At 61.1% G+C, this 14,885-nt stretch carries 15 protein-coding genes; 3 read left to right on the forward strand and 12 right to left on the reverse strand.

All coding sequences use genetic code 11. The features are described 5' to 3' along the window. Window positions 1-36 precede the first annotated feature (36 nt). Window positions 37-990 (forward strand): tyrosine-type recombinase/integrase, encoded by a 954-nt coding sequence (locus ACSQ3I_RS19180; RefSeq protein ID WP_436001595.1) that lies wholly within the window; start codon window positions 37-39, stop codon window positions 988-990. Window positions 991-1,099: 109 nt separating this feature from the next. On the opposite strand, the gene ACSQ3I_RS19185 is transcribed toward ACSQ3I_RS19180, so the two are convergent. The 3 genes from ACSQ3I_RS19185 to ACSQ3I_RS19195 all read right to left on the reverse strand — a co-directional run bounded on the left by ACSQ3I_RS19185 (window position 1,100) and on the right by ACSQ3I_RS19195 (window position 2,823). Next, complete coding sequence (locus ACSQ3I_RS19185) at window positions 1,100-1,732, reverse strand: DapH/DapD/GlmU-related protein (protein WP_436001596.1); 633 nt, start codon at window positions 1,730-1,732, stop codon at window positions 1,100-1,102. A gap of 291 nt (window positions 1,733-2,023) precedes the next feature. Further along, a complete protein-coding gene (locus tag ACSQ3I_RS19190; protein ID WP_436001597.1) occupies window positions 2,024-2,326 on the reverse strand; it encodes a hypothetical protein in 303 nt (100 codons plus the stop codon). Between the two features lie 176 nt (window positions 2,327-2,502). After that, entirely contained in the window at window positions 2,503-2,823 is a 321-nt protein-coding gene (locus tag ACSQ3I_RS19195) for a hypothetical protein (RefSeq protein WP_436001598.1), read from the reverse strand. A 178-nt stretch (window positions 2,824-3,001) separates the two neighbouring features. Here ACSQ3I_RS19195 and ACSQ3I_RS19200 point away from each other — a divergent pair, with 178 nt between their 5' ends. Next, complete coding sequence (locus tag ACSQ3I_RS19200) at window positions 3,002-3,247, forward strand: DUF6894 family protein (RefSeq protein ID WP_436001599.1); 246 nt, start codon at window positions 3,002-3,004, stop codon at window positions 3,245-3,247. 210 nt (window positions 3,248-3,457) lie between these two features. Here ACSQ3I_RS19200 and ACSQ3I_RS19205 read toward each other — a convergent pair whose 3' ends face one another. The 5 genes from ACSQ3I_RS19205 to ACSQ3I_RS19225 form a co-directional block, all read right to left on the reverse strand. Then, on the reverse strand, window positions 3,458-3,646 hold the full coding sequence (locus ACSQ3I_RS19205) for a hypothetical protein (protein WP_436001600.1): 189 nt from the start codon (window positions 3,644-3,646) through the stop codon (window positions 3,458-3,460). 124 nt (window positions 3,647-3,770) lie between these two features. Beyond that, window positions 3,771-5,102, reverse strand: a complete 1,332-nt coding sequence (locus ACSQ3I_RS19210; RefSeq protein ID WP_436001601.1) for a diguanylate cyclase — start codon at window positions 5,100-5,102, stop codon at window positions 3,771-3,773. Window positions 5,103-5,375: 273 nt separating this feature from the next. Beyond that, a complete protein-coding gene (locus ACSQ3I_RS19215; RefSeq protein ID WP_436001602.1) occupies window positions 5,376-6,650 on the reverse strand; it encodes a RhtX/FptX family siderophore transporter in 1,275 nt (424 codons plus the stop codon). Continuing rightward, window positions 6,647-7,030 (reverse strand): hypothetical protein, encoded by a 384-nt coding sequence (locus ACSQ3I_RS19220; protein ID WP_436001603.1) that lies wholly within the window; start codon window positions 7,028-7,030, stop codon window positions 6,647-6,649. Before ACSQ3I_RS19220 ends, ACSQ3I_RS19215 begins: the two co-directional genes overlap by 4 nt. Further along, the gene (locus ACSQ3I_RS19225) at window positions 7,030-9,234 is read right to left on the reverse strand and encodes a TonB-dependent receptor (RefSeq protein WP_436001604.1); all 2,205 of its coding nucleotides are present in this window, start codon (window positions 9,232-9,234) and stop codon (window positions 7,030-7,032) included. Before ACSQ3I_RS19225 ends, ACSQ3I_RS19220 begins: the two co-directional genes overlap by 1 nt. Before the next feature lie 224 nt (window positions 9,235-9,458). Here ACSQ3I_RS19225 and ACSQ3I_RS19230 point away from each other — a divergent pair, with 224 nt between their 5' ends. Continuing rightward, on the forward strand, window positions 9,459-10,397 hold the full coding sequence (locus tag ACSQ3I_RS19230; protein WP_436001605.1) for a helix-turn-helix transcriptional regulator: 939 nt from the start codon (window positions 9,459-9,461) through the stop codon (window positions 10,395-10,397). A gap of 18 nt (window positions 10,398-10,415) precedes the next feature. Here the strand turns inward: ACSQ3I_RS19230 and ACSQ3I_RS19235 are convergent, their stop codons facing one another. The 4 genes from ACSQ3I_RS19235 to ACSQ3I_RS19250 all read right to left on the reverse strand — a co-directional run bounded on the left by ACSQ3I_RS19235 (window position 10,416) and on the right by ACSQ3I_RS19250 (window position 14,775). Continuing rightward, the gene (locus ACSQ3I_RS19235) at window positions 10,416-11,195 is read right to left on the reverse strand and encodes an SDR family oxidoreductase (protein WP_436001606.1); all 780 of its coding nucleotides are present in this window, start codon (window positions 11,193-11,195) and stop codon (window positions 10,416-10,418) included. Between the two features lie 37 nt (window positions 11,196-11,232). Further along, window positions 11,233-12,183 carry an L-arabinose ABC transporter permease AraH gene (gene araH / locus ACSQ3I_RS19240; RefSeq protein ID WP_436001607.1) on the reverse strand — a complete coding sequence of 317 codons (951 nt, stop codon included), beginning with the start codon at window positions 12,181-12,183 and terminating at the stop codon, window positions 11,233-11,235. A gap of 16 nt (window positions 12,184-12,199) precedes the next feature. After that, complete coding sequence (gene araG / locus ACSQ3I_RS19245) at window positions 12,200-13,714, reverse strand: L-arabinose ABC transporter ATP-binding protein AraG (protein WP_436001608.1); 1,515 nt, start codon at window positions 13,712-13,714, stop codon at window positions 12,200-12,202. Window positions 13,715-13,791: 77 nt separating this feature from the next. Next, the gene (locus ACSQ3I_RS19250; RefSeq protein WP_436001609.1) at window positions 13,792-14,775 is read right to left on the reverse strand and encodes an arabinose ABC transporter substrate-binding protein; all 984 of its coding nucleotides are present in this window, start codon (window positions 14,773-14,775) and stop codon (window positions 13,792-13,794) included. Window positions 14,776-14,885: the final 110 nt, after the last annotated feature.

Genomic DNA, 14,885 nt, shown 5'->3' on the forward strand with positions numbered 1-14,885 from the left:
CCCTGCCCAAGCGACCCGACATTCAAGAAAGCGTACATGGCCGCCCTGTTCGGCGGCCCTGTCAAGACTGAGAAGACGCGCCCCGACACCCTCAAGTGGCTTTGGGAGCGCTACACCAACGAGAGCGCCAGGTGGGCCGGCTACAGCCCCGCCACGAGGAAGCAGCAGAGCCTGATCATGGCTCAGGTGCTGAAGACTGCGGCCAAAGCCAACCTGGCCGCCATCACGCAAGACGTCGTACAGGCTGGCCTGGACAAACGTCATGAAACTCCAGCCGCCGCCGGCAACTTTCTGAAGACGATGAAGGGCCTTTTCAGTTGGGCGAGAAAAATGCGGCTGGTCAAAGTCGATCCGACGATCGGCGTCGAGCCCATCAGCTACAAAACCGAAGGCTTCCCGGCCTGGACAATCGAAGACGTCAAAGCGTTTCGTTCCACACACCAGACCGGAACGCCAGAGCGCCTGGCGATGGAGCTTATGCTGCTGGCTGGCCTGCGGCGTTCCGACGTGGTGCTGGTCGGTCGGCAGCACATCACAGGTCGTGTCCTGTCGCTCTCCACTGCCAAGACCGGCACACGCATCAGCATCGAGCTTCCCGATGACCTGGTGACGATGATCGACGCAACACCGCGGCGGGGCCTGCACCTCGTTGAGAATGCAAATGGCAAGCCCTTCACCAAGGAGAGCTTTGGCAACTGGTTCCGCATCAAATGCGCGGACGCCCACGTCACGAAGTCCGCGCACGGTCTCCGCAAGCTGAGCGCAACACTGGCCGCCGAAGGCGGAGCGGCAACACACCACCTCCTGGCCCAATACGGATGGAAGAACATCGCCACAGCAGAAATCTACACGAAAGGCGTCGACCGGAAGCGCCTCGGGATTGAGGCCAGCCGCATCGTTGCGGACCAAATCCAGAACATAGCATTCCCTCACCCAAATCCCGGTGAGGGCGAAGCCGACGAGAAGACGAGCAAAAACAACGTCTTATGAGGTCAAAAATGGCCTCTCATCGCCCACCATTTCTTCCCTTTGAATACATCTGCCTTTGACTTATCCCGATTGAATTCGGGCATAATCGCTTATTTCGCTGCAGAGCGTATCAGGACCAGCGCTCGCAAAAAGCGTCGACATCGTTCGACTGAAAATCGGCGAGTCGCTCCAGGATGGTTTCGAAAGGCCAATCCCACCAGGACATGGCGGACAGTTTCTCGGCGATGGTTCGCGTGAAGCGTTCGCGAATGAACTTCGCCGGCACGCCGCCGACGATGGTGTAGGGCGCGACATCCTTAGCGACAACCGCACCCGCTGCGAGAACGGCACCGTCGCCGACGGTGACGCCGGGCAACACGATCACCCCATGCCCTATCCAGACGTCGTTGCCGATGATGGCGCGATCCGACTTGCGTCGCTCGAAAAAGGCGTGGTCGCGCACAGCGTCCGGCGAATAATATTCCGGGCAATAGGTGAAGCGATGCATCGACGGGCGGTCCATCGGGTGATTGGGGGCGCCTATTCTGACCTCTGCGGCGATGGCGCAGAATTTTCCGATCACCGCATCGCTGATCATGCAGCGTTGCCCCAGATAGGAAAAATCCCCGAGTTCGACGGCCTGGAGTGCCGTATCCTCCAGGATCTCGCAGCATTGTCCGACGGTCGCGTCCCTGAGGCTTGCCGTTGGATGAATGACGGTCTGGGCGATTTTGGGACGATTGGGCTGCGCGTTCGAGTGCATTGTCGGTCTCCACATCCCTCCCGCCTATCCGGCTTCGATGAAAGATGTGTGACGCCGTCGCCAAGCTAAGTAGCAAGCAAACAGAGCCTGGCCGGAGGCTCAAATCCGTTTCGCCGGAGCTAAAACGGAAAAGACCGCGGGCACCCTCGTCGCCCGCGGTCTGTATCGCCCCCGCCGCCGAGTTCGATGTGCACGTTATGCTCAATTTTATGCTTCACCGCAATTACGAGAACTTACCCCTCACAATAAGCTAACCCGTTCTGGCAGCGCACCGCGGCCGGGCAAAAATGCCTATAGGGAAGGCAAAGCCATCTGTTCCGTTGGCGTGCAGGCGGCCTCGAATTCCTTGATCGTCTCGACGTCGTTGTCGGCCGGCAACACGGCATCGGCGCCGACGACGTCGGTCTGGGCCTCGTCGTCCGTTGGGAATGCGTAGGACTCGATGAAAAAGGCGATCTTGCCTTTCCAGACGTGGCGGCCATCGATCGGCCGGCACACCATCGCCTGCTCGAAATCGTTCTGGAGCTGTTCCACCGACGGTGCGATCTGCGGCATCGGCGACATTGCAAGCGCGACCATAAAGGCAGCCATCATGGCTTCGTTCCTCGAATCAATCTTCGCAGCTGCAATAGCATGCCCTTATATGACGACGAAACGAGAAGACGCCGCACCAGCCGCGGTCGTGGCAGAAAATGGCACAGTGATGCAACCTTGCATGCCAAGCCTTGGCATGCCGGTGTCAACGCCGGAAACGCCCGTCTTTGCTGCGCTTAGTGCCGCGCTTCCGACGATGCCTGGCTGGAGGCGCTGTAAGGGGCATCCTTGAAACCCTCCAGGGTCTGCTGGCCCTTTTGCGTCAACGACGCGACGGCTTCGCGGGCATTCTTCTTGCTCAGCTCCACAAGACCGCGGCGCACGAGGGCAGACATCGTTCGGCGATGCACGCAAGGAATGGGCGTCGGCCTTTGCCCCCAAAATTCCGGATGGCTCTTCGCATCACGCAAATGCGCCCAGTAACCGGAAAACTGGACCAGTTCTCCCTTCGACAAGATTTCGAGCGCCTCGATTTGCACCTGCGACAGCGACGTCATGTTGCTCTCCCTTTTCGCGTAGAGCTAGAGTCGCGAACGGTTTCGTCAACCGTGTCGACCCGCATCATCCGGCCGGCAAGGCGCCGGCACGACGTACTGCAACGATGCATTCTCCCATGCCGGCAAAAGCGGGAACAGAAATGCCCCATGGCCGTTACATTTGCGATGAGGAAAAGACATGGCTAGATATTATTTCGACATTCACAATGGCTCGGGGCCGGTCACCGACAGCGATGGGCTGGAGATGGAATCCGCTGCGCGCATCGAAAGCGAAGTGGCCCGTATCCTGACAGGAATCGCCCGAGACGAGTTTGCCGCCGCCGTCGATGGCGAAGTCGCCGTCGAGGTGAGAAACGAAGCCGGTACGGTGGTTTTTTACGGCTCCCTCACCTTCCAGGCAAAATGGACAGGCGTGGGCGGATAAAGCATTCCGGATGCAAAACGGCAGCGCTTTTTGCTGGATTGGCTCTACGGGGCGGAAGGACAAACACCAGCCTTCCACGCTGCCCATGGGCCGTGTGTAAAAATCTCTTGTCATTTGGCGCGACAGTCCAAGATACACATCCCGTTGCCCGCCACACCAGCAGGACAAAAGGCTAAACCGTGTTGTCTGTCTATCAAGCCGCCGAAAATGTCAGCGGAAACGCGGCCTGCGCACGATATTGATCAACAGTTCCATCGCCGTGGCATATTCGCCGAACAAGGCCCGCAGCCGTCTCTCGTTCTCGAGATCGAGATTGTATTGTTCGCAGAAATCCCGGATCGGCCAGACGTGGCGCAGCGTGGTGACGTCGATGACATTAGGATCGATGTTATACGACATGGGTTCCTCCCTGATCCATCGCGTGAAACCGCGCAGGAGAGAAATAGTTCCATCTGCCATGCAAATTATTCGACCGCGGGATTTCGGGCAGCCGGACAGCCTGTTCAGACCGGCAACATGCCGGTCACTCCCTCGGCGTAGCAGCGATCGCCACCCGGTTCCGTCCGGTATTCTTGGCCTCGTAAAGGGCCCTGTCCGCGCGCGAAATGGTCAAATCGACCGCATGTTCCGAAGCCAGGCGCATCGCCACGCCAAGGCTCACGGTCACGGAAAGCGCAACGCCGCTGACCTCGAAAGGTGTGGCATACATGGCGCGACGGAGGCATTCGGCCGTCTCCACCACCGTCTTGGCATCGTCGTAGCGCAAAAGCACCGCAAACTCCTCGCCGCCAAGACGGGCAAAAAGATCGTCCTTGCCGATGACGCTGCGGCAACGGCGGGTGAATTCTTCCAGGACCAGGTCGCCGGTCCCATGGCCGAAGGCATCGTTGATCTGCTTGAAATGGTCGATATCGAGCATCAGGATCGCGTGCGGCGCAATGGCCTGCGCGACGTTGTAGCGTTTTTCCGCTTCACGGAAGAAGCGGCGCCGTGTCATCGCTCCCGTCAGAGAATCGGTATCGGCCAGGCGCTGAAGTTCCTGAGCGTAGGCGCGTTCGCTGGTGACGTCGAGGAACAGGTTGATGTTGAAGTTGCCGATCGTGCGATGGCGGAACTGGATCGTCCGTTTCGAACCGTCCTTGGCGGTTACCTCCAGATCGAACGGCGTCATCTCGCGATTTTCCGCCCGGGCGGCGGCAATCGCACTATCCCAGGTCTCCCTGGCAAAGCGGCGATAGCTGGGATCGGGATAAGCGAGCCTCCACCAATCCTCCGGCGTCGGCAAATCGCTTTGCTCATATCCGAAGAGTTCGACACATTGCGCATTGGAAAACTGGATCTCGTCGTCGAGATTGCCGATCTCGAAACCGAAAGGGAGCCAGTTGAGCAGCGAGATCAGATTTTCCTGCCAGCTTGCCAAAGCCACCGCACCGCCGATGGGGGCGTCGCTGATGGTAAAGAGCCTGAGCGCCTCGCCTTCCACGACAACGGTCGTCAGGCGCATCAACAAGGATCGTGGTTCGGATTTGACGATCGCATTCAGGATGAAGGGTTCGCCGGGCGTCCCGATGGCTGCGTTGCTCCAGATGTGGTCGGTGAACTGGGCGCATTCATCACCCAGCAGATCCGCCATCGGCCGGTTGGCCAGCGCATCCACCGTCAATCCGAAAAAAGACGCCGCGCTCTGGTTCCCGAAACGAACCGTTCGTTCATAGCGATCGACGACGAGAACCGCAGCGCCGATGCAGTTGATCCAGAAATCGATATCTTCCCGCGTCCGGCCGAAATCATCCGCCTCGTCCGCCGGCCGTATCCTGATCTCGGACCGACGTCCGGCATTGTTCGAATTGCTCATTCCAAAATCATCCCGGTGCCCAGGAACGGACAATTCAAGCGAGGCATGGTTATTCGCCCCCGGCGGCCAGGCGGAAGACGTCCTGTTTACCGTTTGCTTTGCATTCCTGGCCCAACTCGACTTTTGAAGAATAAACTATGGTTGTCACCAAACAGTATATTCATTCTATCGCATTGTCATGCGGTTGCTGCACCGGCGAAAAATAGAGAAGATCCGGGCGTACGGGCGCGGCATCAGCGGCCTGTCGGAACGAACCAGGCCGCAGGCCGTCTTTCACTCTCCTCGGTTGGCTTGCGCCGCAGCTTCCTCGGTTCGCCGCTTCAGCGTCGTCAACAGCCGGAACGTCACGATGACGGCACCGCCGGAGATGGCGGTCGCAACGAAGAACAGCACGGGGTAGCCGAGCGCATCGGCGATCATGCCGGCTATCATCGAGCCGAGCAGGTAGATGATGATCTGGGCGCAGGAGAGAATGGTAAAATCGGTGCCCGGCTGGTCCTTCGAGGCAACGGCCATGAAGAGGCTGTAGAGCGCGACGATTTCCATGTAGCGGATCAGCGTCTGGAAACCTGCGGCGCCAAGCAGGACCCACAGCCCCGAAAGATGACCGGCGGCATGCAAGCTGAACAGCAGGAAACACAAGGTCCGCAGGCCACCGAGCAACAGCAGCGTGCCACTGGCTCCCGTGCGCAGCACCAGCATCGCCGCAATTGCCGATCCGGCAATACCGGCGGTGGCTGCCGAAATACCGCTGAGATAACCGATCGAGGACAACGGCAGGCCGGCATCGACGAGATAGGACCCCTCCATCGATTTCACCAGGCCCTCGCTTGCCCGGTAGATCAGTGCAACGGTCAGGGCGGTCAGCGCTTCGGGCCGCTTGATGAAAGCCTTGAGCGACGGGCGTTTTGCCGGTTGGAAAACAGCCGTATTGGCGTCTTCGGGCATGAAGGCGATTGCCACCAGCGGCAGCGTCGATATCGCGGCGATGGTCAGGATCATCGGCTGCCAGCCGATCCACTCGTAGAGCACCAGCGAGAAGGTGCCGCCGACGATGACGCTCGCCGCCACGGCGCCGCCCTGGATGGCATTGCCGACGGCGCGGTCCTCCTCCCGCAGGGCCAGCGTCGCGTAGCCGTCCGTCGCAATGTCCTGTGTCGACGTCAGGATGGCGATGACGAGGCCGATGAGGAAGATCGCCAGTACATTGTTCGGTTCGACGAAAATCAGCGAGACGATCGCCAGCACGGTGCCGAACTGCGTCGGCAAGATCCAGCTTCGGCGATGACCGATCGACATCAGCTTGATGCGATCGACCAGCGGCGCCCAGAGAAACTTGATCGTCAGCGGGATCATCAGCACCGCCAGCATGCCGATGGCCGTGCGCGAGACGCCGAGTTCGCGCATGATCGGCGGGATTGCCGCCACCAGCAGGTAACCCGGAATGCCCTGCGCCAGATAAAGCCCGGCGAGAACGGCAAACAGCCGCATCCGGCGCCCGGAGAAGCGAGTGGCCCCGGCCGGCTGTTGCAAATCGGCGGCGCTCATGCGCGGTGTCCGGAAGCATCGAGGTGATCGGTCGCGAAACGCATCGCTTCCTCGCCGTCGCTGGTCACATGCACGGGAATATTCCACAGGCGGGAGAAGGATTGCTGCGAGCGCGGATTGGGCGTTTCGCGCACCAGCGCCACCGCCCGGCAATGGGTTGAAATCTGCGTCCGCGTTCTTTTGGCCCAAGCCGCCTGGCGCAATTCGCCCTCGCGCGACAGATGCACATGACCGGAAATATCGACCACCATGGCGTAGGGCCTTTCGATCTCGCCGATGCGGTCGAGGGCAGCAAGATAGCTTTCCTCGTCCGTTTCGGCATAGGGGGGACAGAGATGGAGATGGATGATACCATCTCCCCGGATCGAAAAGCTGATCATCAGAAGGTGATCTTGTAGCTCAAGGATACGGTGCGTCCCTCACCGTTGACGACGTTGTTGCGCGTCGCGCTGGCGGTCGGGTTCATGTAGTCGCGGTCGAAGAGGTTTTCGATGCCGAAGCTCAGTTCGCCCTCTCCCACCTTCTTGCTCGCCATCACGTTGACCAGCGCCGCACCTTCGATCTCCGGAACATTGGTGATCTTGTCGCGACCGCTGAAGAACACCACTTCGCCACGCAGGTTCAGGCCGTTTTCAAACACGTAGGTACCGTAGACCATGCCGCGGAACGGGGTGGCGATGCGGTTGTTCGGCAGCCAGCTGTCGATGTCGCCATCCCGATTGGCGTCGTAGCGGCCCTCCTGGTAGGAGAGCACGGTGCCAACCGTGAAATTATCGGTCGCCTGCCACCAGCCGGTCGCTTCCAGGCCCCAGATCTTTTCCTTTTGCTGCGAAACACGGTTTGAGGCGACGTCGTAGTTGACGCCGTCATCCGAGGTCGAAACGAAGGCCGACAGCGATCCGCCAAAATCCGTCCAGCCGCCGCGCATGCCGATTTCATAATTGTTGACGACCTGCGGATCGGGCGCGATCGAGGCATAGCTGACCGTATAATCCGGCGCCCCGGCACCCGGGCAGGCAAGAGCGCCGTAGGCATCGCACAGTTCCGCCGACGAGTTGGCGCCGGCGCGGCGAGTGAATCCGCCGATATCGGTCAGCGAAAAGCCCTGGGAGAAACCGGCAAAAGCCTGCAGCTCCGGCGTCAGATCGAACGTGCCGCCGAGGTTGAAGGTCCAGTTGTCATACTCGAACGAACCGCCGATGACGTCGATCGCCGGATAGGGCCGGTTGATGTAGAATATGCCCGGCCGGTTGAAATCCGCGACGTTCAGGAAGAAGCGCTCGTAACGCACGCCGCCCTGGATCTCCAGTCGATCGGTGACGGGCGCCTGAAGCTGTGCGAAGGCCGCGACGGAATTCTGCCGCATCGGGCTGATGATGTCCCAGCCATTCTGGATCTTCTGCGTCGTCTCGTCATGCAGGAAGTCGAGACCCCAGGTCAGCACCATGTCCTGCCAGATCGAATCGAGCGGCGTGGCGACGGTGGCGTTGATGCCGGTGCGCTTGCTGTAGAGCGTGCCCTGGGCGTAGTCGGCTTGCGGATTGCGCGGATCGCCGGAGTAATAGACCTGATTGTTGACGGCGGTATCGAAGCGGGTGAAGGGGAAGCGCTTCTCCATGTCGTTGTGGAAAGCCTTGACCTCGAGGTCGCCGAGCGCAAAGGCCGAATCGGTGTAGCGGGCGTTGAAATATTTCGAATCTTCGGTCACCGGCTTGCCGGTATAGGGGCTGGTGAAATCGGGAACCGCAGGCCTGGCGAGGAAATTGGTGAACCAGTCGGGGTCCTGGCTCATCTTCACCAGCTCAGCCGAAATTTCGAACCTCCGGCTTTCGTCCTCGAAGCCGAGACGGGCGTAGAGATTGCCGAAATCGGTGCGGTCACCGCCGCCCTGCCCCAGCATGGCGTCAGACGGCAGTTCGCGGCCGTCGCCGTCATAGGTGCGGCGCACCTTGCGGCCACTGGCCGAGAACAGGTAATCGAAATTGCCGAGCTTCTGGGTGGCCGAGATGGAAACTTCCGGCGCGGCCGATTCGCCCAGATTCTCGGTGAAAGCGCGAACCTTGGTCTCGACGGTCACCGAAGCCTTGTCGGTGGCATCCTTGCGGGTGATGAAGTTGATCGTGCCGCCCGTAGCACCCGAGCCGTAGAGGCTGCTGGCGCCGTTGACCACCTCGATACGCTCGACCTTGGCCAGATCCACCAGCGCTAGCACGCGGGAAACGTCACGCAGCGGCGTGTTGCGCGCCACGCCGTCGACCAGCACCAGCACTCCACGGCCGCGGAATGTCTCGGAAGCACCTGATAACGTCTGGTTGGATACGGAGAAGCCCGGAACGAGTTTGGAGACCAGCGCCGAAGCGTTGGCAGCCAGCTTCTTCTGCTGCTCCAGTTCTTCACCCTCGATGACCATGACCGAGCCGGGAATGCTCGATACCGGCCGGCTGGTGCGGGTGGCGGTGGTGATTACCAGCGGCTTCAGCTCCGTGGCCTCGCCTTCCGTCGCCGGGTCCTGGGCAAAAACGGGCATCGCAAACAACGGCATCAGGGCGAAGCAGGTTCCGGCAAGCAGAGCGGCGTGGCGCATCGAGATCTCTCCATTCGACTCGTGGATGCGGAAAACCTCACCCGCGAAAAGCAGGCCTCTGGTTTGCCACGTTCAAGTCGGTTAAACATGTCTATACCAGTCAGGTTTACCCAAGCGAGACCTTGGCGACTTGGCCGGAGACGAAAGCCACCACGCCTACAGCGAACTTGCCGGAAAGCAGGCACCGGCGTTGCATTTTTGACACATATTTAACGATACCTTTCATGACCGAACTGATCAGCCCTCAACATCTCGACACCGCCGGCCTTGCCGAACGCGAAAGCCGTGCGCTGACAAGGACGATGCTGTCTTCGATCATCGGGCCAGTGGAAATCGATGCGGCGGCGCTGGCCGGCAGCCGCGGCATCCAATGCGCCTTGCCGCAACTTGCCGTCATGACGGCATTTTTCGCTCCCGCCCCATTACGGATCACCGGCACCGGCCGGGCGAAAAGCGGGCGTGCGCTGATGGTGCGCAGCATGGAAGGGCCGCTTGCCGTGCATCAGGGAGACCGAACGGTCGAGGTCGATATCGGCGATTTCCTGTTCGTTTCTGGCGAGGAGCCGTTCGAATGGTCGCTGCCGTCGGGCGGGCGACTCGATTGCGGCAGCCTGCCGCTGGCGTCCTTCCGACTACCGGCGCCACAACTGCAGCGTATCCTGCTGCGACCGGTGCCGAAAAACTTTCCGCCGCTGCAATTGTTGATCACCTACGGCGCCTACCTGCTGATGCGCGGGCCGCACGGCCCCCGCGAAGCGGAGATGGCGAACGTGCATTTCCACGAGATCCTGCCGCTGGTGCTGGCCTATCTCGATGCCGAGGCGAGCGTGCCCGGCAGCGACCGCATGCAAGGCATCAAGGCCTACATCGATGCGCATCTTTCCGATCCGGAACTCGACGTCGCCACGCTCGCCGGCCTCAACGGCGTGACGCCACGCTCCATCCAGAAAATCTTCCAGCAGGAAGGGACGACGTTTTCGCGCTATCTGCTGGAACGACGCCTGGCCATGGCGCAACAGATGATCGGCCGCAGCGGCGAAGACCGGCCGATCAGCGCTATCGCCTACGAAGTGGGGTTCGGCGACCTCTCCTATTTCAACAAGGCCTTCCGCCGCCAGTTCGGCCAGGCGCCGTCGGAACTGCGCAAGGGGGCGCGGCGGTAGCCTCGTACAGCCCGGCGATTACACCGGATGCTGCTGCACACTCAGGCCGCCATCGATGGTCAGGCAGGTGGCATTCATGAACGGGCACTCGTCGGAGATCATGAAGACGGCGGCAAGCGCGATTTCTTCCGGCGTGGCGATGCGGCCGCCGGGATGCAGGCGCATGGTTTCCGCCTTTGCCGCTGCCGGGTCTTCAAAACTGTTCCAGTAGTCGATCACCTTCTGCGTCGCGACATAGCCGGGTGCCAGCGCATTCACGCGGACATTTTTCGAGGCGTACTCCAGACCGAGCGACTTGGTGAGCCCCAGCAGCGCATGTTTGGCCAGCGGGTACGGAAAGGTGTGCGGAATGATGGTGAAGGCATGCGTCGAGGCGATGTTGAGGATGACGCCGCCGCCCTGCTCGATCAGCCCCGGAAGCACCGCCTTGCAACAGTTCCACGCGCCCTTGAGATTGATGTCGAAGCAGCGCTGCCATTCCTCATCGGTGGTCTGCAGCGGTTCGGCGAAGACGTTGACGCCGGCATTGTTGACCAGCGCGTTCAGCATGCCGATCTCGCGATCCGCCTGCTGGACCGCGGCGCGCATGGCGAGCAGATCGGCGATGTCGCCGGCCATGAAACCGAGCGTCGCACCCTTTTCCCGCAACCGCTCCGCCGCCTGTTGCAACAGGACGCCGTCGCGATCGACGAGGAAGAGATGCGCGCCCTCACGGGAAAACGCTTCGGCCATGGCCAGGCCGATGCCCTGGGCCGCGCCGGTGATCAGGATGCGTTTGCCATTCAGCCGCTCGGCCATGGTCTTCTCCCCAAGCTTTCGTTGACCGCGCCGACCGTCAGCCGCGACGGCCGACGGCGGTGGAGCGCAGGTTGTCGAGCAGGACGGCGATCAGCAGGATCAGGCCGCGCACGACATATTGATAGAAGGCCTGTATGTTGAGCAGGTTCATGACGTTTTCGGCAATGCCCATGATCAGCACGCCGACGATGACGCCGGTCATTGCCGCCCGGCCGCCGGCTAGCGACACGCCACCCAGAACGCAGGCGGAGATGACGGAAAGTTCCAGTCCCGTAGCGGCATTCGGCTGACCCGAGGTGATGCGCGAGGCGAGCAGCACGCCGGCGATGGCGCAGACGAGGCCCTGCAAAGCAAAGATCCAGATGCGCATGTTGATGACGTTGACGCCGGCGAGCCGCGAGGCTTCCGGATTGCCGCCGATGGCCAGCGTGTTCTTGCCGAAGACGGTGCGGTTGAGCACGAAGCCGAAGACGACGAACAGGGCGATCATGATCCAGATCGGCGTCGGAACGCCGAGAAATTTCGACAGGGCGAGCTGATAGAAAGCCGGATCGTTGATGCCGACAGCGCGGCCATCCGAGGCGATCAGCGCAAAGCCGCGGACGATCTGCATGGTCGCCAGCGTGGTGATCAGCGCGTTGATGCGGAATCGGGCGATGACGACGCCGTTGATCAGGCCGACCACGCCGCCGCAGACAAGCGCGGCCAGCAGGCCGAGGATGATCGAGCCGGTGGCATTCGACGCCATGACCGCCACCATGCCGGAAAAGGCAACCGTCGAGCCGACCGACAGGTCGAAATCCCGCGAGGCCAGGCAGAACATCATGGTGCAGGCAACGATACCGATGGTGACCACCGATTGCAGCAGGCCAAGCATGTTGCGCTCTGTCAGGAAGTTCGGGACGGTCAGCGACACGATGACGAAGGCAAGCGCAAAGATGACGACCAGGCCTTGTTCGCCGAGAAGAAGTTTTTTGAGAGAGGACATCGTCGAAACACCTTTGTCAGGATTGGGCGGCGGCAACGGGGGACGTATCGGGCAGAGCGGCCGCCAGGATGCGGCGCTCGTCGAATTCGGCACGCGGAATATCGGCAGCGACCCGGCCCTGGCACATGACCATGATCCGGTCGGTGATGCCCATGACCTCGGGAAGCTCGCTCGATATGACCACGATCGCCATGCCGCCGGCAGCGAGGTCGTAGAGAATTTCGTAGATTTCGGACTTGGCGCCGACATCGATACCACGCGTCGGCTCGTCGATGATCAGCACCTTGACGCCCTGTTCCGACAGCCAGCGGCCGAGGATGACCTTCTGCTGGTTGCCGCCGGAGAGGTTGATGATGTCCTGCTTGCGCGACGGCGTGCGCACCTTCAGCTTGGCAATGAAGGTATCGGCAAGATCGGCCTCCTTGCGCGGGCTGAGGATGCCGAAGGGCGAGAAATGCCGGCGTGATGAAATCGCGATGTTTTCCTCGATCGAGCGCCCCTGCACGATGCCGTCATGCTTGCGGTCTTCCGGGCAGAGCACCATGCCGGCACGGATCGATTGCGGCGGGCTGTCGGCGGCCACCTTGACGCCATCCACCTCGACCGAACCGCTGCGGCGATTGTCGGCACCGTAGACCAGCCGGGTCATTTCGCTGCGCCCTGCCCCGATCAGGCCGAAGAAGCCGAGGATTTCGCCGGCGCGGACGTCGAAGCTGATCGGCACCGGCAGTTTCGAACCCGAGAGCTCGCGCACCTTGAGGCGCACGGCACCAGCTTCGCGCGGCTTGTAGCCCCAGATGTTGCTGATCTCGCGCCCGACCATCTCGGAGATGATCTGGTCACGCGTCACCTGGCCGATATCGGAATGATGGGCAGCCAGCTTGCCGTCGCGCAGCACGGTCAGGCTGTCGCAGAGCCGAAAGATCTCGTCGAGGCGATGGGAGACGTAAAGGATGATCGTGCCCTTCGCCTTGAGTTTGGCGATGAGGGAAAAGAGAATTTCGCTTTCGCGCGAGGAGAGTGACGAGGTCGGCTCATCGAGCGCGATGACGCGGGCGTCCAGCATGACGGCCTTGGCGATCTCCACCATCTGGCGCTCGCCGATCGAGAGCTGGCCGACCTTGGTGGAAGGATCGACATCGATGCCGATATCGGCAAGCTTCTGCCGCACCGTTTCGATCAGGGTCCGGCTGTTGATGACGCCGCCCTTGCCCGGGAAGCGGCCGAGCCAGAGGTTTTCGGCGACCGTCAGTTCCGGAACAAGCTGCAGTTCCTGGTGGATGACGATGACACCTGCCTGAAACGCGTCGCGAACAGAAGAATAGTTCTGGGGCTGGCCGTCGATGCGAATCTCGCCGGCATCGGCCGACTGGTCGCCCGAAAGCAGGCGGATCAGCGTCGATTTGCCCGCACCGTTTTCGCCCATCAACCCGTGCACGGCGCCCTTGCGCACCGAAAAAGAGACGTCCGAAAGCGCCTGAACCCCGGGATATCCCTTGGAGATCCCGTTGAATTGAAGAAAATCCGTCATGATCTGATCCGTCCGGCCAATCGTCATCCGGCGGCTCGGGAAACGAGCCGCCGGACCATTCACATCCTGGGAGGATGTTATTCGATGCCGAGGTCCTTGCGAACCGCCTGGTAGTCGTCGCGCAGGGCAAGCTGGCCGGCGGTCAGGATCAGCTTTTCCGGCTCCTTGCCGTTGGCGATCCACTCGTACATGTTGAGCGCGGTTTCATAACCATGACGCTTCGGCGAGATGATCACCGTGCCGAAGAAACCGGTCGCGGTCGGCTTCTTGAACTCGTTGATGGCCGAGTCCGCACCGCCGATGCCGACGCCAACGACGTTTTCAGCGGCAATGCCGACGCTTTCGGTCGCACGCACGGCGCCGAGCACGGCTTCGTCGTTCAGGCCGACGGCAACCCACTGCTTGATACCGGCATTCTTGTTGAGAACCGTGGTCGAGGCGTTGAGGGCGGCTTCCGTATCGGTCTTCGCCTGCGGCGCGTCGAAGATGTTCGCGGCAGCAAAGCCGTTGGCCTTCAGCACCGAGAGCGCACCTTCGACACGGTCGACGGCGGTCGGAAGCTGGTCGTAGGACACGCGGATGACGCCGACTTCAGCCGGGTTCCAGCCGCGCTTCTTGACCTCGTCGGAGATCGCCTGGCCGACGGCCTCGCCGATCTTGGTGGCCGAGATGCCCATATGGGCAACGTCTTCGAGCGGATTGCCGTCGGCGCCGACCAGGCGGTCGTCAACGGTCATCAGCTTCAGTTGGTTGGCTTCCGCCTTGGCGACGATGCCGGGGCCGAGCTTGACGTCCGGGGTGCAGATGATGAAGCCCTGGGCGCCCTGCGCACCGAGGTTGTCGATGGCCGACTGGACTTTTTCGCCGTCTTCGGCGCCGATCTTCACCAGCGTGAAGCCTTTTTCCTTGGCGGCGACTTCAGCGAACTTCCATTCGTCCTGGAACCAGGGCTCTTCCGGCTGCTTGACGACGAAGCCGATCTTGACGTCGGCAGCAAAGGCCGACGTTGCGGCGATCACGGCAACGGTACCCGCCAGGATGGCGGCTTTGAAAAAGCGCATTGTCTCTCTCCCTAATTGGACTGCTCCCTTGCAGTGATCATTGGATAAGATAAATCATCATACCAGTCAATTGCCTGTGTATGATGATTGATGTATTCAAGTCATATGAT

It is taken from the genome of Rhizobium sp. LjRoot30 (assembly GCF_964253915.1).
Taxonomy (GTDB): Bacteria; Pseudomonadota; Alphaproteobacteria; order Rhizobiales; family Rhizobiaceae; genus Metarhizobium.